17 protein-coding genes are annotated in these 17,128 nt (G+C 39.4%); 12 read left to right on the forward strand and 5 right to left on the reverse strand.

Features of this window, described 5'->3' with window-relative positions:
* The first annotated feature begins 9 nt into the window (after positions 1–9).
* The 4 genes from ESY88_RS03780 (at position 10) to ESY88_RS03795 (ending at position 4,864) form a co-directional block, all read left to right on the forward strand.
* Positions 10–468, forward strand: a complete 459-nt coding sequence (locus ESY88_RS03780) for a low molecular weight protein-tyrosine-phosphatase (protein WP_223270709.1) — start codon at positions 10–12, stop codon at positions 466–468.
* A 78-nt stretch (positions 469–546) separates the two neighbouring features.
* Positions 547–1,938 carry a PQQ-dependent sugar dehydrogenase gene (locus tag ESY88_RS03785; RefSeq protein ID WP_147084683.1) on the forward strand — a complete coding sequence of 464 codons (1,392 nt, stop codon included), beginning with the start codon at positions 547–549 and terminating at the stop codon, positions 1,936–1,938.
* 6 nt (positions 1,939–1,944) lie between these two features.
* Positions 1,945–2,664, forward strand: coding sequence for an SAM-dependent methyltransferase (locus ESY88_RS03790; RefSeq protein ID WP_189702510.1), 720 nt, complete (start codon positions 1,945–1,947; stop codon positions 2,662–2,664).
* Between the two features lie 4 nt (positions 2,665–2,668).
* On the forward strand, positions 2,669–4,864 hold the full coding sequence (locus ESY88_RS03795) for a hypothetical protein (RefSeq protein ID WP_147084684.1): 2,196 nt from the start codon (positions 2,669–2,671) through the stop codon (positions 4,862–4,864).
* Between the two features lies 1 nt (position 4,865).
* Here the strand turns inward: ESY88_RS03795 and ESY88_RS03800 are convergent, their stop codons facing one another.
* Together ESY88_RS03800 and ESY88_RS03805 are read right to left on the reverse strand one after the other, a co-directional pair.
* On the reverse strand, positions 4,866–5,825 hold the full coding sequence (locus tag ESY88_RS03800; protein ID WP_147084685.1) for a phosphoribosylaminoimidazolesuccinocarboxamide synthase: 960 nt from the start codon (positions 5,823–5,825) through the stop codon (positions 4,866–4,868).
* 393 nt (positions 5,826–6,218) lie between these two features.
* Entirely contained in the window at positions 6,219–7,172 is a 954-nt protein-coding gene (locus ESY88_RS03805; RefSeq protein ID WP_147084686.1) for a PhoH family protein, read from the reverse strand.
* A gap of 211 nt (positions 7,173–7,383) precedes the next feature.
* Between ESY88_RS03805 and ESY88_RS03810 the strand changes: the two genes are divergently transcribed.
* From ESY88_RS03810 to ESY88_RS03840, 7 genes are all read left to right on the forward strand, one after another.
* Positions 7,384–8,241 carry an SAM hydrolase/SAM-dependent halogenase family protein gene (locus tag ESY88_RS03810; protein WP_147084687.1) on the forward strand — a complete coding sequence of 286 codons (858 nt, stop codon included), beginning with the start codon at positions 7,384–7,386 and terminating at the stop codon, positions 8,239–8,241.
* A 212-nt stretch (positions 8,242–8,453) separates the two neighbouring features.
* A complete protein-coding gene (locus tag ESY88_RS03815) occupies positions 8,454–8,750 on the forward strand; it encodes a putative quinol monooxygenase (RefSeq protein WP_147084688.1) in 297 nt (98 codons plus the stop codon).
* A gap of 207 nt (positions 8,751–8,957) precedes the next feature.
* Entirely contained in the window at positions 8,958–9,686 is a 729-nt protein-coding gene (gene gldF, locus ESY88_RS03820) for a gliding motility-associated ABC transporter permease subunit GldF (protein WP_147084689.1), read from the forward strand.
* On the forward strand, positions 9,683–10,171 hold the full coding sequence (locus ESY88_RS03825) for a hypothetical protein (RefSeq protein ID WP_147084690.1): 489 nt from the start codon (positions 9,683–9,685) through the stop codon (positions 10,169–10,171). Before gldF ends, ESY88_RS03825 begins: the two co-directional genes overlap by 4 nt.
* Positions 10,161–11,837 (forward strand): gliding motility-associated ABC transporter substrate-binding protein GldG, encoded by a 1,677-nt coding sequence (gldG, locus tag ESY88_RS03830; RefSeq protein ID WP_147084691.1) that lies wholly within the window; start codon positions 10,161–10,163, stop codon positions 11,835–11,837. Before ESY88_RS03825 ends, gldG begins: the two co-directional genes overlap by 11 nt.
* A gap of 138 nt (positions 11,838–11,975) precedes the next feature.
* Complete coding sequence (dnaN, locus tag ESY88_RS03835; RefSeq protein ID WP_147084692.1) at positions 11,976–13,094, forward strand: DNA polymerase III subunit beta; 1,119 nt, start codon at positions 11,976–11,978, stop codon at positions 13,092–13,094.
* Between the two features lie 552 nt (positions 13,095–13,646).
* On the forward strand, positions 13,647–14,066 hold the full coding sequence (locus ESY88_RS03840; RefSeq protein ID WP_147084693.1) for a DUF2141 domain-containing protein: 420 nt from the start codon (positions 13,647–13,649) through the stop codon (positions 14,064–14,066).
* A 99-nt stretch (positions 14,067–14,165) separates the two neighbouring features.
* On the opposite strand, the gene ESY88_RS03845 is transcribed toward ESY88_RS03840, so the two are convergent.
* The gene (locus ESY88_RS03845; RefSeq protein ID WP_147084694.1) at positions 14,166–14,645 is read right to left on the reverse strand and encodes a Dps family protein; all 480 of its coding nucleotides are present in this window, start codon (positions 14,643–14,645) and stop codon (positions 14,166–14,168) included.
* 105 nt (positions 14,646–14,750) lie between these two features.
* Between ESY88_RS03845 and ESY88_RS03850 the strand changes: the two genes are divergently transcribed.
* Positions 14,751–15,689 (forward strand): LysR substrate-binding domain-containing protein, encoded by a 939-nt coding sequence (locus ESY88_RS03850; RefSeq protein WP_147084695.1) that lies wholly within the window; start codon positions 14,751–14,753, stop codon positions 15,687–15,689.
* A gap of 81 nt (positions 15,690–15,770) precedes the next feature.
* Here ESY88_RS03850 and ESY88_RS03855 read toward each other — a convergent pair whose 3' ends face one another.
* Both ESY88_RS03855 and ESY88_RS03860 read right to left on the reverse strand, forming a co-directional pair.
* A complete protein-coding gene (locus tag ESY88_RS03855) occupies positions 15,771–15,968 on the reverse strand; it encodes a hypothetical protein (RefSeq protein ID WP_147084696.1) in 198 nt (65 codons plus the stop codon).
* Positions 15,969–16,099: 131 nt separating this feature from the next.
* Positions 16,100–16,897 carry a TIGR00266 family protein gene (locus tag ESY88_RS03860; RefSeq protein WP_147084697.1) on the reverse strand — a complete coding sequence of 266 codons (798 nt, stop codon included), beginning with the start codon at positions 16,895–16,897 and terminating at the stop codon, positions 16,100–16,102.
* Between the last annotated feature and the right edge of the window lie 231 nt (positions 16,898–17,128).

The raw sequence follows: 17,128 nt of genomic DNA on the forward strand, positions 1-17,128 counted from the left end.
CACAAACGCATGACCTCAATTTTGATGGTTTGTTTAGGCAATATTTGTAGATCTCCTTTAGCCCATGGCTTATTAGAATCCAAATTGTCACAAGAGGATTTTTATGTGGATTCTGCAGGCACTGCCAATTACCATGTAGGCGATGCTCCAGATGCTCGTAGCATAAAAGTTGCCAAACAACATGGCATTGATATCTCACAACAACTTGGGCGCCAATTTCAAGTTTCCGACTTTGACAGCTTTGACCATATCTTTGTGATGGACGATTCCAATTATGAGAACCTTATAAAACTGGCTCGAAATGAAGAAGATCGCGTCAAAGTCAAATCGATCTTGAGTATAGACCATAGCATCACAGCCAACGCAGTGCCTGACCCTTACTATGGCGATTTCTCTGATTTTGAACATGCCTATGACCTGCTAAATAAAGTCACTGATATCTTGGCCGAACAATTACAGAAACAATAAGCACGTTTTATAGCCCCGACCGTATTGTCATTTTTTCGTATTTTTAGGTTTCTCATAAATCTAAAATCCAAATGTATCATGAAGACCATAGCCTCGATTCTTTTCTGCTTCACGTTTGGTTTCAGTTTTTCACAGAGTATCGTTTTAGAGACATTTACCACAAACCTTTCGAATCCCGTAAACATTAAACACGCAGGTGATGATCGGCTTTTTGTTGTAGAACGCTCTGGTCGTATCCAGATCTTGAATTCTGAAGGCATCATTAACAGTTCGGCTTTTTTGGATATTGATGATCGCGTGAGTAATTCGGGCGGTGAGCGCGGCCTTTTGGCCATGGCCTTTCATCCAGATTATGCGAGCAACGGATTTTTTTACGTGAATTATATTGACAACTCCCAGAACACAGTCATATCACGATTTACCAGAAGCACATTTGATACTGCCGCCACTTCTTCCGAAGTTATTTTATTACAGATTACCCAGCCGTTTAGCAACCATAATGGAGGCGATCTGCATTTTGGCAATGACGGTTATTTGTACATCTCATTAGGAGATGGTGGCGGAAGCGGGGATCCTGGAAATCGGGCTCAAGATTTAAACCTACTTCTGGGCAAAATGCTTCGTATTGATGTCGATAATACAGAAAACGGTAACAATTATGCCATTCCCCCAAATAATCCATTTGAAGGAAATGACGATGCCTTAGATGAAATTTGGGCCTACGGCCTACGAAACCCTTTTAAATTTTCATTTGATAAAGATAATGGAGCGCTTTGGATTGCCGATGTAGGTCAAGGGCAAATTGAGGAAATAGACCGTGTGACCTCCACAACAGGTGGCGAAAATTATGGCTGGAAGTGTTTTGAAGGCACTTCGGTATACAGCACTGCCAATGATTGTACTGTGATCACACACACCGAACCAGTTGTTGAATATAGCCATACCAATGGCAGATGCTCCATCACAGGAGGTTATGTGTATCGTGGATTACAATATCCAGCACTGGAAGGGCTGTATTTCTTTGCAGATTTCTGCAGCAACGAAATTGGTTATGCCACCGAAACTGCTCAAGATAATTTTGACATTACATTTGTTGATACATTTCCTTTGGGAGGCGCCTCTGCTTTTGGCCAAGATCAAAATGGTGAGTTATATGTTGCAGGAGTTATTAGTGGCACTATTTTCAAAATCACAGCAACCAGTTTGAGCCTTGACAACAATGCCTTATCACAAATTCGCATGTTCCCCAATCCAGCGCAAGACCAATTACATTTCGATTTTAAGGAAGCCAATTCAACAATCCACAGCATAGAAATATATTCACTTAACGGAACGTTAGTGCTAAGCTCCAAATCATTCGAAAACAGACTGAAAACCATTTCCACAAAAACAGTAAGCAGTGGCCTGTACCTAGTTGAAATCACTAACATCAATGGTGCCAAGACCATTCGCAAACTAATGATCCAATAAACCTTTATGATAAACGAAACCTACGGAAAACTATATTTGATCCCAACACGCTTGGGTGACAATCCACCTTTAGAGGTATTGCCACTTTCAATCAAGAAAATCATTGAATTGGTGGACGATTATATCGTTGAAAATGAAAAAACGGCGAGACGTTTTATAAAACGCATCAGTTCTCACAAACAACAATCGGCCTTAAAGCTCAAAGTGCTCAACAAATACACAGAGCCCAGTGAACTCAATCAGTTCTTAGAGGCCTGTAAAGCGGGAAAACCCATGGGACTTTTATCTGAAGCTGGCTGTCCTGGCATTGCAGATCCCGGTGCCGAAATCGTGAATTTGGCACATCAACACCATATCAAAGTGGTGCCTTTGGTTGGGCCTTCCTCTATTGTTTTGGCATTGATGGCTTCAGGAATGAACGGACAAAGTTTTGCGTTTAATGGCTATATTCCTATTGATAAAAACGAGCGAAAAGCTGCGCTTAAACGTTTGGAGCGACTTTCCTTTGAACAGAATCAAACCCAATTATTTATTGAAACCCCTTATCGCAACGATCAGATCATGGAAGATATTTGCAAAAACCTGCATGATGCCACACGGGTTTGCGTGGCCTGTGATATTACCCTGCCCACAGAATACATCGTGACCCAAACCGTCAAGGAATGGAAAAACACCAAAGTAGTTTTACACAAACGACCTGCCATTTTTGTAATCCACAAAGATTGAAATCATGAAATTGAGAACATACGTATTAGTAGTATATGCTCTATTTTCAGCAAGTTTTATAAGTTCTCAAACTACAGATAGCGTTGCGAACAAGATTGCAGACGCTTTTAATGAATTATCTAATTTTCGAACATTCGATAACATCTACCTTCAAACTAATAAAGACATCTACGAAACCGAAGAAGACCTTTGGTTCAAAGCCTATATTTTGGATGCACATTATTTCACACCCTCGGTTCGTGACCACGTGTTGGTTGTTCAACTCATCAATGAAGACACACAGCGCACAATCTGGAAAGAAAAGTATGAGATTCTCGATGGTTTTGTGAATGGTCATGTTTACATTCCTAGCACTATTGAATTTGGCAATTATACACTCATGGCATTCACAAGCCATTCTTTTTATAAAGATTCCAATTCATTTTTTTCCTTTAGAACCATTAGCATTGTTGACAAAATAGACAAAAGTGTGAAATCTGGAACAGATGATCCAGAAAAATCGGTCTTACATGAATTCACACTTTTTCCTGAAGGCGGGGATTTAATTTCAGGCATTGAACATAATTTAGCCTTCAAAGCAACAGATAAAGCGGGCATACCGTTAGAAGTATCTGGTAAACTATTCGAAAACAACCAAGCCATATTGGATTTTGAAACCAAGCATGCAGGCATGGGTAGTTTCAGCTTCAGGTTCAACAAAAGCAATGTGTATAAAATAAAATTAGACCAAGACTCAACTGAAAGCTATGACATTCCCAAAATAAAACTAAAGGGCAAATCCTTACAGCTCGTGAGCCAAGACGAACATGAAGCCATTTTCAAAATAGCAAAGAATAATTACAGTGAAGTTGATACCGTTTATTTAAGATTGCAGTCCAGAGGTACGGTATATTCAGTTGCCGCCATGGCATTAAAAAATCAAGGATTTGTAAAAATACCTTTGAAAGACATCCCTCAAGGCATTGCAGAAGTCACATTACTCAATCAAAATTTTCAACCTATTGCTGAGCGTTTAATTTACGTCAAGCCTAATCAAAAACTGTACATTGAAACTACGCTCGACGCTAGTGAATACAAAACTAGGGAAAAAATAAAGTTAAGCATTAAGGTACATGACCAATATAATGCACCTGTGATTGCCACATTAGGACTGAGCGTAGTAGATCAACTATATAAAAATAAGCATGATCCTAAAACAATCATGAGTCATTACTATTTAAGCTCACAATTAAAAGGAGCTATTTATGACCCCAATTATTATTTCAATCCAGAAAATGAAGATCGCCAACACGCGTTAAACCTTTTATTGCTCACACAAGGTTGGCGGCGCTATGTTTGGTCTGAGAATGAATTGCACAGCCTCAGTAAATCAGATTACAAAATTATCCCAGACCCACTAGAAGGAATCGTTTACGCTAAGCAAAAATCGCGAAACAAAACGCCTACCCATCCTTTTGTTATTGTTTATTCGGGGGTTGAACAAAGTGACACCTATTTTCTAGAAACCAATTTTGCAAATCGTTTTGAATTGAACCACGAGCAGCTAAAATTAGGCAAGCGCGGTTTTATCTTTTTGAAGCCCGTTGGTGACAGTGAAAGTGAATATCGTATAAATATTCACGATATATCTTTTGACAGTATTAATCATTACAGAAAATCACAAGCAGCATACTATCCCATAATTAAAGAAACAAAAACCAATAACGACGCCAATACGGCTTTTTTTGAATATGACAGTACTCAAAAATTGGATGAAGTTATTTTACGAAAACGAAAAGAGCGGGCTTATCGTGATAAATATCTAGGGCGGTTGGATAGCTTGGCGACAGTCGTAATTCCAGATTGTGTCTGTGAGTATAATATTGTCAACTGCATAAACCATTGCCCACAGAAACAAGAGACCTATTCTGAAGAAGAATTGCTTAAGATGTTTAATCTAACCATGATAAAAGGGTTTTATGGAAAGCGTGAATTTTATTCACCAACTTATGAAGCACAAACTCCTGAAGACGATTTTCCAGATTACCGAAACACCTTAATTTGGAAACCAGATATTATAACCGATACCCTTGGAGAAGCTGAAATTGAATTCTTTTGTTCAGATATTTTTGGAAACTTTAATGTTACAATCGAAGGTGTTGGCCAAAATGGCTTATTGGGCAGCGAAACACTTGATTTCATTGTTCGTAAAAAATACTGACTCAGGATTTCAAATACTTCAAAACATTCATCTCTATCCTATTTTGAATATCGGCAACATCCCCTTTTACAAAAGCCTGCCCCATGATTTTTTCATAGAGTTCAATATAACGTTCGCTAACGCTTTCAATGTAGGCATCACTCATTTCTGGTGGCGTTTGCCCCGCTTTACCTTGAAAACCATTCTCAATGAGCCATTGTCTCACAAATTCCTTGGAGAGTTGCTTTTGAGCTTCATTGGCGTTTTGGCGTTTTTGATAGCCATCTTTGTAAAAATAGCGCGAGGAATCTGGGGTGTGAATCTCATCGATCAACACGATTTTACCGCTTTTTGTTTTTCCGAATTCGTACTTGGTATCCACCAAAATAAGATCACGCATGGCCGCAATCTCGCTTCCTCTTTGGAAGAGTTTTCTGGTATACTCTTCTAAAACAGAATAATCTTTTTCAGAAACGATTCCGCGTTTGAGAATAGCCTCACGGGAAATATCCTCATCATGATCACCCATTTCGGCTTTGGTCGCAGGGGTGATGATGGGGTCTGGGAACTTGTCATTTTCCTTCATCCCATTTGGCATTTTAACACCACACAGTTCCCGTTTGCCAGCCTTGTATTCTCGGGCGGCATGACCAGACAAATACCCTCGAATTACCATTTCCACTTTAAACGGCGCACACAAATGGCCCACAGCCACATTGGGATCTGGTGTTGCAGTCAACCAATTAGGGACTAGATCTTCTGTGGCCTTCATCATGCTGGTCGCAATCTGGTTTAAAATCTGCCCTTTATACGGAATCCCCCTGGGCATGACGACATCAAATGCCGATAAGCGATCTGTTGCGACCATGACCAATTGTTCGTCATTGATATTATAAACTTCCCTAACCTTGCCCTTATAAAGACTTTTCTGCTTTGGAAATTCAAAATTGGTATCGATTATGGTTTTGTTTGCTACAGACACGTGATTCTATTTATTAATTTAATTGCCTTTGAAATGGCATAAATATTTTTTTAAAATATAGGATATGCATTAAGGGTCGGTCGCGACCGACCCGTACGCAAGAAAATCATAAATGATTGCCGTAGGGGTCGGTCGCGACCGACCCGTACGCAAGAAAATCATTCCCTATTTTCTATGCTTTTATAGGCTTCGGTCGAGACCGACCCGTACGCAAGAAAATCATAAATGATTGCCGTAGGCTTCGATCGCGACCGACCCGTACGCAAGAAAATCATTCCCTGTTTTCTATGCTTTTATAGGCTTCGGTCGCGACCGACCCGTACGCAAGAAAATCATTCCCGATTTTCTATGCTTTTATAGGCTTCGGTCGCGACCGACCCGTACGCAAGAAAATCATTCCCGATTTTCTATGCTTTTATAGGCTTCGATCACTTTCTTGACCAATTTATGCCGAATCACATCCTTATCATCCAGATAGATCATGCCAATGCCTTCCACATTTTTCAAAACCAACAAGGCTTCCTTTAATCCCGAAATTGTTCGGCGAGGCAAATCAACCTGCCCAGGATCTCCAGTCAATAAAAATTTGGCGCTTTTGCCCATTCGGGTTAGAAACATTTTCATTTGGGCATGGGTGGTATTTTGACCCTCATCCAATATCACAAAGGCGTTATCCAGGGTTCGCCCACGCATAAAAGCCAATGGCGCGATTTGAATGGTTCCGTTTTCAATGAAAAGCGCTAATTTTTCCGCCGGGATCATATCACGCAAAGCATCATATAAAGGCTGCATGTAAGGATCCAGTTTTTCCTTGAGATCTCCTGGCAAAAACCCAAGATTCTCCCCTGCTTCAACCGCCGGTCTCGTTAAAATAATACGCTTTACTTCTTTGTTTTTCAAGGCTCTTACCGCCAAGGCAACACAGGTATAAGTCTTGCCTGTTCCTGCCGGACCAATGGCAAAAACCATGTCATTGTGGCGAACACTCTCCACAAGTTTTCGCTGGTTGACAGTTTGTGCCCTTATGAGTCGGCCACCCACTCCGTGCACAATCACTTCAGAGCTGGTGTCGCTGGTTTTATAATCCTCACTGCTATTGCTCGTCAAAACGCGTTCAATCACATTTTCGTCGATCTTATTGTATTTTCCAAAATGAGCCATGAGCATGCTCATTCTCAGGTCAAATTCCTCAAGCAAATCTTCATCGCCATAAGCTTTGATCTTATTACCTCTAGCAACAATCTTTAATTTGGGAAAGTAGGTTTTGAGCAGTTCGATATTGACATTCTGGGCACCAAAAAATTCCTTTGGTGTAATTTCTTCCAATTCTAGGATAAGTTCATTCAAAAGCCGTGGTATTTAATATATTAATCTGATTTGTTTTCTTAGTTTTGTGATGGGCAAAATAAGCGTCAGTTTTGACGTCAACACTACCAAAAATAAATGAAATTTTCCATTCAGAAGCAGTCCTTAAGGTTAAAATGCAATTAGTTTTTAACACTTTGGAATAGAAGCGGAATTACACTCAGGATAAACTTAAAATTTTCATATTCAATTCATGGCAATCATCACATTGACAACAGATTTTGGTGAAAAGGATCACTTTGCAGGTGCGACCAAAGGCGCAATTTACAGTGAACTGCCCGATGTGAAAATTGTTGATATCTCACACAGTGTCTCTCCTTTCAATGTCCCCGAAGCGGCATATATCATTCAAAACGCCTACAGCAGTTTCCCGAAAGGCACCATTCATTTGATTGGAATTGATTCAGAATTGAATCCCGAAAACAAACACATTGCCATTTATTTGGATGAGCACTATTTTATCTGTGCCAACAATGGCATTATGAGTATGATCTGTGCCGAAATCGCACCCGAAAAAATTGTGGAAATCAATATACACGACCGTATTGCTACGAGTTTCCCCGTGCTGGATGTCTTTGTTCATGTTGCTTGCCATATTGCCCGCGGAGGTACCTTGGAAGTGATTGGTAAAGTAATAGACACCATAAAACCAATCACAAATTTGATTCCTTTTGTGAATGACGATAAAAACCAGATTATTGGTAGTGTGATCTACATCGACAACTACGGTAATGTGATTACCAACATCAAACGCAAATTCTTTGAATCTGTAAGGAGAACAAGAGATTTTGAAGTGTTTGCCCGCAGTTACAAGTTCAACATCATTTATGATAGATATTGTGATATTGTGAACTTTGAGACTCCCGAAGACAAACGTCAAGACCAAGGCAGACGCATGGCGGTGTTTAATTCTTCGGGCTATTTGGAAATCGCAGTTTTCAGGGGCGACACGAAGAGCGTAGGGAGTGCGTCGAGCCTGTTGGGATTGAAGTTATTTGATACAATTACTGTGAATTTTGAGCCTTTACAAACACTATTGAGAAAAGAATGATTAGGGCCACATCAAGAATCCATAGATCTATTGCCAGCCAACACATAAGATTCGCAGACACTAGAAATCAACAGGTATTATGCCACTTAATTTACTGAAGCTTTGCGGGTTAAACTGACTATGAGTCCTTAAAAATAAGCTGTTTTTAATTGAATATCCTTCAGCTAAAAAGGTAAAAAATTATTAGATCCTAAACATTTAAAACACCATCCATGCTAATTAGAATTGTAAAAATGAGTTTTGAGCCTTCCAAAATCCAAGAATTTCTCATGAATTTTGATGCGAATAAAAGACAAATTAGAGCATTTGAGGGCTGTGAGTTTTTAGAATTGTATCGGGATAAAAACAATAAGGATCTATTTTTCACTTACAGCTATTGGCAAACCGAAGCTGACCTTGAACATTATAGACATTCGGAGCTTTTTAAAAAGGTATGGTCAAAAACAAAACCGCTTTTTAACGCAAAACCAGAAGCTTGGAGCGTTAATCGTTTGCACAGTTTAAATTGAATGTGACGTGTTGGCTGTTGGGTGTTGTCTGTTGTGTGTTGTGTGTTGTCGGTTGTCGGTTGTCGGTTGTGATTTAAGATCAAAATTTGGAATCTGGAATCTGGAATCTGGAATTTGGAATTCATGTGAATTCTGAAAAAAACAAACCAATTCGTGGCTACTGAATATTTAATTTTAACTTTGAATCCATAAATTGAACCCTAAGCCATGTTTGCCATACTCAAGAAAGAAATAAATTCCTTTTTCGCCTCTCCCATTGGCTACTTGGTAATTGCGGTGTTTCTATTGCTCAACGGGCTCTTCTTGTGGCTGTTTAAAGGCGAATTCAATATTCTTGACAATGGTTTTGCCGATCTATCGAGCTTCTTTTTACTCGCACCATGGATCCTTATTTTTCTTGTGCCGGCAGTGACCATGCGCAGTTTTGCAGATGAAAAAAAACAGGGCACTTTAGAACTGTTGCTTACCAAACCAATTAGTCTTTTTAAAATTGTGTTAGGCAAATACTTTGCTGCGCTATTGCTCATCATTATCGCCATTATCCCAACATTGCTTTACGTTTTCACGATTTCAAAACTGGGCATGCCAGAAGGCAACCTGGATTTGGGCAGCATACTAGGCTCCTACTTTGGACTTTTGTTTCTAATAGCAGCCTACACGGCCATTGGGATTTTTTCATCAAGTGTGACCGATAATCAAATCGTGGCATTTATCGTTGCTGTTTTTATTTGCTTCTTCCTTTATTTTGGCTTTGAAGGCTTAACCAATTACAACCTCTTTGGCGACAGCTTATATATTGAGCGATTGGGAATGGCAAGTCATTTCAACAGCATGAGTCGTGGTGTGTTGGACACTAGGGACATTGTTTATTTTTTGAGTGTTACCACGCTTTTTATCGTATTTACCAAAGTCATGCTTAAACGCGCTAGCAAATGATCATTACCGTTGCTTTAGTGATTATGATGTGCCTCGTTTTTGTGTTGGTCTTTCTTTTTGTAAAAACCATTGACAATCGTAAATGGCTCACTATTTTAGTGAGTTTGGTCATTACACCTTTTGCTTATTTTTACGGCGCGTACCCAATGATCAATATTTTTACGAATTACCATCACCAAAAGTATTATTCCGCGGAAGCTTGGAAAGAAAAACCTAACTTACGCTATGAACTTTCTGATGACATGATCGCGTCAAAAAGGCTTTTGGGAAGCAGTAAAGCAGAGATCAAACAACAATTGGGACCCTATGAATGGCTATCTTGGAATAACGACAACAAAGCCAAAAACAACAACAAATGGAATTATAGCCTAGGGATAGAACCTGGAGCATTCAATACCCAAAAGGAATGTGTTGAAATCACATTTGAAAACCAAAAGCTAATCCGCATACAAGCATTTAAAGAAGACATCAAGTTTGACAACTAGAACTAAAAACACCCTCCTAACCATAGGAATTACGTTGATTGCCATCATCGCGGTCAACTTAATTTCCAATACCGTTTACAAGCGCTTTGATTTAACCACAGATAAACGCTACACACTCTCGCAAGCCGCACTAACAACAGTTGACGAGGTCAATTCGCCATTGATTATAGATGTCTTTTTAGAAGGCGACTTCCCTTCGGAATTTAGACGTCTTCGCGATGAGACCAGACAAATCATAGAGGAATTCGCATTATACAACAGCAATGTGAAATTCAGTTTCATCAATCCGTTGAAAGAGGAAAGCTCCCGAGACCAAAACCTTCAGCAATTATCACAACGCGGCTTGCAACCCTTTCAAGTAAACATAAAAGAAAGCGGAAAAACCTCGCAAGAGCTCATCATTCCGTGGGCTTTGGCAAGTTATAACGAGCAAACGGTAGTTGTTCCCTTAATCAAAAACAAAATTGGTGCGACCGATCAAGATTTGGTAAATGCCTCCATCCAGAACCTAGAATTTGTCTTTGCAGATGCTTTTAAGAAATTAACAACGCCCAAAAAGAAAAAAATAGCCGTTCTAAGAGGTAATGGGCAGCTTAAAGATATTTACGTCGCCGATTTTCTAAAAACCTTAGGGGAACACTATTTCTTAGCACCATTTACCTTGGACAGTATCGCTGCAAGCCCACAAAACACTTTGAAAGCGCTTGAAGATTTTGATCTGTTGATTTCAGCCAAACCTAACGACCCATTTTCCGAAGCAGAAAAATATGCGCTGGACCAATACACCATGAACGGCGGAAAGAGCTTATGGCTCACTGAAAGCGTGGTTATGGATAAAGACAGCCTGCTCAACAATGGCGGCCGGTCGGTGGCCATCATGAAAGACCTCAATCTCAACGACTTCTTTTTCAAATACGGCGTTCGCGTCAACCCCGTAATTGTGAACGATCTGTACTCTGCCCCTATAACCTTGGCGGTTGGAGAGGGCAACAATACCCAGTTTCAACCAGTGCAATGGCCCTATTCACCTTTGGCTGCGAGCAATCCCAATCATCCCATAACCACGAATCTGGATCCTGTTAAATTCGATTTTGCCAGCCAGATAGACACTTTAAAGAATGAGGTCACAAAAACCATTTTATTACGCAGTTCCCAACTCACGAAATTAGACGGTGTGCCTACTGAAATTAATCTGGATATGGTAAAACAAGAGCCCGATCCTTCAAGGTACACCAAGCCAAATCAAAGTCTGGCGGTGTTATTGGAAGGCCGGTTCACTTCGGTTTACAAAAACAGGGTCAAACCCTTTGAAATTTCTGAAGATAAAACCGAAAGCGAGCCTACTAAAATGATTGTAATTGCCGATGGCGATGTGATCAAAAACGACGTGGTACGCAACAAACCACAAGAACTCGGTTTTGATTTTTTAACCAAGCGCAAGTTTGGAAACAAGGAGTTTTTAATGAATGCCGTGAATTACCTGCTCAATGATGACGGACTTATAAACATTCGCACCAAAGAAGTAAAGTTGGCTTTCTTAGATGCCAATAAAGTCGCAGACGAAAAAACGAAATGGCAATTGATCAATATTGTGCTACCGCTTGTGATTCTTGCTGCTTTCGGGTTAATCTTTAATTTTTTGAGGAAGCGCAGATATTCAAATTGATAAAAATAAACGTTTAAAATCTGTGGTTTTTTTCCTTCGGGTTGTTAATAAGTTTGTTTCATAAAACAATCACTTTAAGATATATTTGTAGCGCTTCATGTCTTAGCATGGCGAAGTATTAAAATCAATTAGACTCAGATGAAATTTATAGTATCAAGTACGTATTTACTCAAGCAATTACAGGTATTGGGCGGTGTAATCAACAACTCGAACACCTTACCTATCTTAGATAACTTTCTTTTTGAAATACAAGGTTCTCAACTAACGGTTTCGGCCAGTGATTTGGAAACCACCATGTCTGCCACATTAAACGTGGAGAGTGATGAAGATGGTAGTATTGCTTTGCCCGCACGCCTGTTATTGGATACTTTAAAAACATTTCCTGAGCAGCCATTGACCTTTGTGGTTGAAGACAACCACACGGTTGAAATTAGCTCCAACCACGGTAAATATGCCTTGGCCTATGCCGATGGTAATGAATTTCCGAAATCGGTAGAGCTCGAAGACCCAAGTACTACGACCATTGCTGGTGAAATTTTGGCGACTGCAATTTCAAAAACCATTTTCGCAGCTGGAAATGATGATTTAAGACCTGTGATGAGCGGTGTGTTCTTTCAATTTTCTACGGAAGGATTGACCTTTGTAGCAACCGATGCCCACAAATTGGTAAAATATACACGCGAAGATGTTAAAGCAGATCAAGTCGCAGAGTTCATCATGCCAAAAAAACCTTTGAATCTTTTGAAAGGCATCTTGGCAGCAAGTGATGAAGCAGTGACTATTGAATATAATGACTCCAATGCCAAGTTCACGTTTGAGAATTCAGTTTTGGTTTGTCGTTTGATCGATGGGAAATATCCAAACTACGAAGCTGTGATCCCAAAAGAGAATCCTAATAAATTGACCATTGATAGAACGCAGTTTTTGAACTCAGTACGTCGTGTTAGTATTTTCTCCAATAAAACCACACATCAAATTCGACTTAAAATCGCTGGAGCTGAACTTAATATTTCGGCCGAAGATATCGATTACTCCAACAAAGCCGAAGAGCGTTTGACCTGCGATTACCAAGGTGATGATATGCAAATTGGCTTCAACTCCCGTTTCCTTACAGAGATGCTCAACAACCTTACAGCAGACGATGTGCAATTGGAAATGAGCATGCCTAACCGAGCTGGAATCCTTACCCCAGTTGATGGACTGGATGAAGGAGAACATGTAACCATGTTGGTCATGCCAGTGATGCTGAACGCCTAATTACAAAATGTAATAATGACTGTCTAATGCATTCACATTGAGTGGGCTAAAAGAATTACTTCAACTATAACTTTAATCTAAAACAAAGGCTTTATTTAGCAAATATAGAGCGAGAGGCTCCTGCCAAATGTATTAATCGGAGTCTTTTATCTCATAGAATTAGTGGTTATTAGAACCGATACTATTTAGTAGCGTTACCTTTAATTGCAAGTGATGTGTATTGAAAATGCATTTGATTTCTATGTTTTAAATTAATAGGATTGTGGAATAGCATTCCATTTCAGAATCAATAACTTCGGGGCAAGCCCACAAGGTATGAATTGAAAGATGTTCGCTATATTCCGAGGAAAGCCTCGGGGAATAAACCCTCTGAAGGGATTCAAAAAATGCAGCGACTTAATGGAATCGAATTGGAATACCTTCCCTGGAAAAAACAATACCTAATTACAATTCATCCATAGATTCCAACAGTTCAGAAAATCGTTTTATGAAAAATTGTTAAATGTTGAGATATTTGATCCAACATTAATAACAACCTTAAAACACAAAATCATGAAAACTGTACTCCTTTCCATTGCCTTCGCCATTGTCTCATCTCTTGGATTTACTCAAGAAAAAACAGGACACACGATTATCGTGACCATAGAAAATGTCAAGAATGATTCTGGCAAGATACTATTAGGCCTTCACGACAAAACCACCTTTATGAAGGCTGACGCCGTTGCAAAAGGCATTAGCGCCATCAAAAACGGAACCTGTACCATAACCCTTGAAAACATTCAGCCTGGAGAATACGCTATATTGGCGCTTCATGATGAAAATGAAAACGAGCGCATGGATTTTGAAGACAGCGGGATGCCAGCTGAGTCTTACGGCACGTCTAACAACCCTCGAAGTTTTGGTCCTCCAATCTACGATGATGCAAAGTTTAAGTTGGGGGAAGAAGACCTAGAGATCTCAATACGTTTGTAGAACGCATTTGAACCGAGAAAGCACAATGCAATAAGCGCCTACTGAAACAAAAAAGAGCCTTCAGAAATTCAAACTGAAGGCTTTTCATCTCTAAAAGTTTTAAACCCCTTCGCCTAACCAAGCTTTCATCATCCAAACTGTTTTCTCCTGTTCGCTGATAAAATCACTCATCAAGGCGTTTGAACCTTCGTCGTTCGCCTCGCCGGAAGCATTGAGTATTTGTCTTTCAATTTTCAATAACTCAGAGAGTGAATCCACAATGAGTCTCACTGCCTTTTCATCTTCCGAAATATTCTTGCCCACAGGCACCTTAGCAGCTTTCGTATAATCTTCAAAAGTGTGCAGCGGCGTAGCGCCAAGGGTTAGAATTCGCTCTGCAATTATATCTACTTTTAAGTTGGCATCGGTATAAAGCTCCTCAAACTTTACATGCAGATCAAAAAATCGTTTTCCACGTATATTCCAGTGAATACCGCGCAGATTCTGATAATAAATTTGAAAATTAGCCAATAGATGATTCAAATCCTTAGCTATCGATTCTGTTTTTTGGATATCGAGACCTATACTGTTCTTAGCCATAATACTATTGTTTTTAAGATGTATTCAAATTTAGTCTAAACTTTGCAGCTTTAGGTATAGTTTTTTTAAATACTTTCTTTAATTTTATAGCTAAAATAAATACTCATGACCATTACACAATTACGGTACGTTTTGGCAATTGCCGAATATAAAAATTTTACAAATGCCGCTGAAAAGTGCCACGTCACGCAGCCCACACTGAGCACACAAATCCAAAAACTCGAAGATGAGTTGGATATTCTCATTTTTGACCGAAGCAAAAAACCGATAGAATTAACCGACGTTGGCCGAAAAATAGTGCAACAAGCCAAAAATATCGTGAATGAGTCTGATCGCATCAAGGATATAGTAGATCAACAAAAGGGATTTATTGGAGGGGAATTCAAATTGGGGATTATCCCTACAATCATGCCAACGCTCTTGCCCATGTTTTTGAAAACCTTCATAAAGAAATTTCCTAAGGTAATACTCAAAATCGAGGAAATGACCACAGACGATATTATAACCAAAATCAACGACGGGCATTTGGATGCAGCCATTGTTGCAACACCTTTAAAAATAGAAAACATAAAGGAACGGGTACTTTACTATGAGCCTTTTGTGGGATACGTGCCAGACGATCATGCGCTTTCAAGTTTGAAAAAACTCACTGTGTCTGATCTTAACTTAGACGACATCCTTTTACTGGAAGATGGCCATTGTTTTAGGGATGGAGTACTAAATCTTTGCAATAGCATCAAGGATGGAACCATCGATAAATTTCAACTAGAGAGCGGCAGCATTGAAACATTGATCAAATTATCCAATGAAGGCCTGGGCATGACACTTTTACCATATCTCCATACCATTGATTTGAACGAAAACATGCAATCGAAATTGCGTTATTTCAGTCCACCTCCGCCAGCGCGAGAAGTGAGCTTGATCTATCACAAAAGTGAATTGAAAATGCAAATTATTGAATCATTGCATAAAGTCATCTCTAGCATCATTAGAGGCGCAATCGCTTTTCAAAATGTGCAAATTATTAGTCCGCTGCCTAAGTAAACCCCATTTTCAGATTTCGGTTTTATGAAAAAAACCTTATTGAAATGAATAAAAAAAAGCGACTCGAAAGTCGCTTTTTTTTTAAGGTTTTAGATAAATTAAACATTGATTTAACTCAGGGTTCTGTAGAATTAAAGATTTAATAAAAATCTTTAGCTCCTCAACTTCGTAGGGTAGTAAACGCTGAAGTGCTTTTTTTAATTCTTTACAGAACAATGTTGCATCAAAACTTACTTTGTCAAGCACAGTCTTAGTGTACTCGAACATTGCTCTTGCCATAATTTTTAGTTTTAAAGTTAGATGAAAGTAAAATTTGGAAATAGGCAATTTTTTTTGATTAACATTTAAATGTACTAAAAAAAAAGGGATTTTGTAACTTCAAAAATCAATATTTAACAGATTAAATACTTTTAAAATCGATTATCGCCATCGAGCAGATTGCCGATTCCGCCCAAAACACTGCCCTCTCCCTTGCTTTTACCACCCTGTGGCATGGATGCCAAGATACGGCCTGCCAATCTACTAAAAGGCAAGGATTGAATATAAACCGTACCTGGGCCACGAAGTTTAGCAAAGAATAAGCCTTCGCCTCCAAAAATACTGTTCTTGATGCCTCCAACAAATTCAATATCATAATCGATATCCTGGGTAAAACCAATAATACATCCCGTATCCACACGTAAAATTTCTCCAGCTTGCAGCACCCGTTTAGCCATGGTGCCGCCTGCATGTACGAAAGCCATACCGTCACCTTCCAATTTTTGCATGATAAAACCTTCGCCACCAAATAAGCCTCTGCCCAATTTCTTTGAAAATTCAATACCAACACTAACGCCTTTGGCTGCACATAGAAATGCATCTTTCTGGCAAATGAATTTTCCTCTAAACTCGGTTAAATCTATAGGAATGATTTTTCCGGGATAAGGTGATGCAAAAGAGACATTGCGCTTTCCTGTATTCGCATTGTAAAAGACGGTCATGAATAGACTTTCTCCAGTAAGAATGCGTTTACCTGCACCCAATATTTTCCCGAAGAAACCCGAATCTTTTTCAGAGCCATCGCCAAAAATGGTATCCATTTCAATGCCATCATCCATCATCATGAAGCTACCAGCTTCAGCAATGACGCCTTCTTGAGGATCGAGCTCTACCTCTACAAATTGCATTTCTTCTCCAAAGATCCTGTAATCGATTTCGTGTGCGTTCATTTGTTGTTGAGTTGTTTGTTATTGTTTATCTGTGATCTGTTGTCTGTTGTCTGTTGTCTGTTGTTAAATTCAGTTTAAAAGGAATATCTCCAAATGGTCGATAAAATATTTATGATTTATTCTAGAAGCAAAGATTAAAACACGCTTTGTTCACTAGAGGAGCCGTGTCAGTGACTGAGACTGCGATTGCGATTGCGACTGCGACTGCGACTGAGACTGCAACTGTGACCT

It is taken from the genome of Subsaximicrobium wynnwilliamsii, assembly GCF_007997225.1.
GTDB lineage: Bacteria > Bacteroidota > Bacteroidia > Flavobacteriales > Flavobacteriaceae > Psychroserpens > Psychroserpens wynnwilliamsii.

Coding starts and splice junctions, on each gene's coding strand:
- ESY88_RS03825 (WP_147084690.1), top strand. CDS start 9,683: ATGATCATTACCGTTGCTTTAGTGATTATGATGTGCCTCGTTTTTGTG.
- ESY88_RS03845 (WP_147084694.1), bottom strand. CDS start 14,645: ATGGCTAAGAACAGTATAGGTCTCGATATCCAAAAAACAGAATCGATA.
- ESY88_RS03790 (WP_189702510.1), top strand. CDS start 1,945: ATGATAAACGAAACCTACGGAAAACTATATTTGATCCCAACACGCTTG.
- ESY88_RS03850 (WP_147084695.1), top strand. CDS start 14,751: ATGACCATTACACAATTACGGTACGTTTTGGCAATTGCCGAATATAAA.
- ESY88_RS03840 (WP_147084693.1), top strand. CDS start 13,647: ATGAAAACTGTACTCCTTTCCATTGCCTTCGCCATTGTCTCATCTCTT.
- ESY88_RS03810 (WP_147084687.1), top strand. CDS start 7,384: ATGGCAATCATCACATTGACAACAGATTTTGGTGAAAAGGATCACTTT.
- ESY88_RS03795 (WP_147084684.1), top strand. CDS start 2,669: ATGAAATTGAGAACATACGTATTAGTAGTATATGCTCTATTTTCAGCA.
- ESY88_RS03815 (WP_147084688.1), top strand. CDS start 8,454: ATGCTAATTAGAATTGTAAAAATGAGTTTTGAGCCTTCCAAAATCCAA.
- gldF (WP_147084689.1), top strand. CDS start 8,958: ATGTTTGCCATACTCAAGAAAGAAATAAATTCCTTTTTCGCCTCTCCC.
- ESY88_RS03785 (WP_147084683.1), top strand. CDS start 547: ATGAAGACCATAGCCTCGATTCTTTTCTGCTTCACGTTTGGTTTCAGT.
- ESY88_RS03855 (WP_147084696.1), bottom strand. CDS start 15,968: ATGGCAAGAGCAATGTTCGAGTACACTAAGACTGTGCTTGACAAAGTA.
- ESY88_RS03860 (WP_147084697.1), bottom strand. CDS start 16,897: ATGAACGCACACGAAATCGATTACAGGATCTTTGGAGAAGAAATGCAA.
- ESY88_RS03780 (WP_223270709.1), top strand. CDS start 10: ATGACCTCAATTTTGATGGTTTGTTTAGGCAATATTTGTAGATCTCCT.
- dnaN (WP_147084692.1), top strand. CDS start 11,976: ATGAAATTTATAGTATCAAGTACGTATTTACTCAAGCAATTACAGGTA.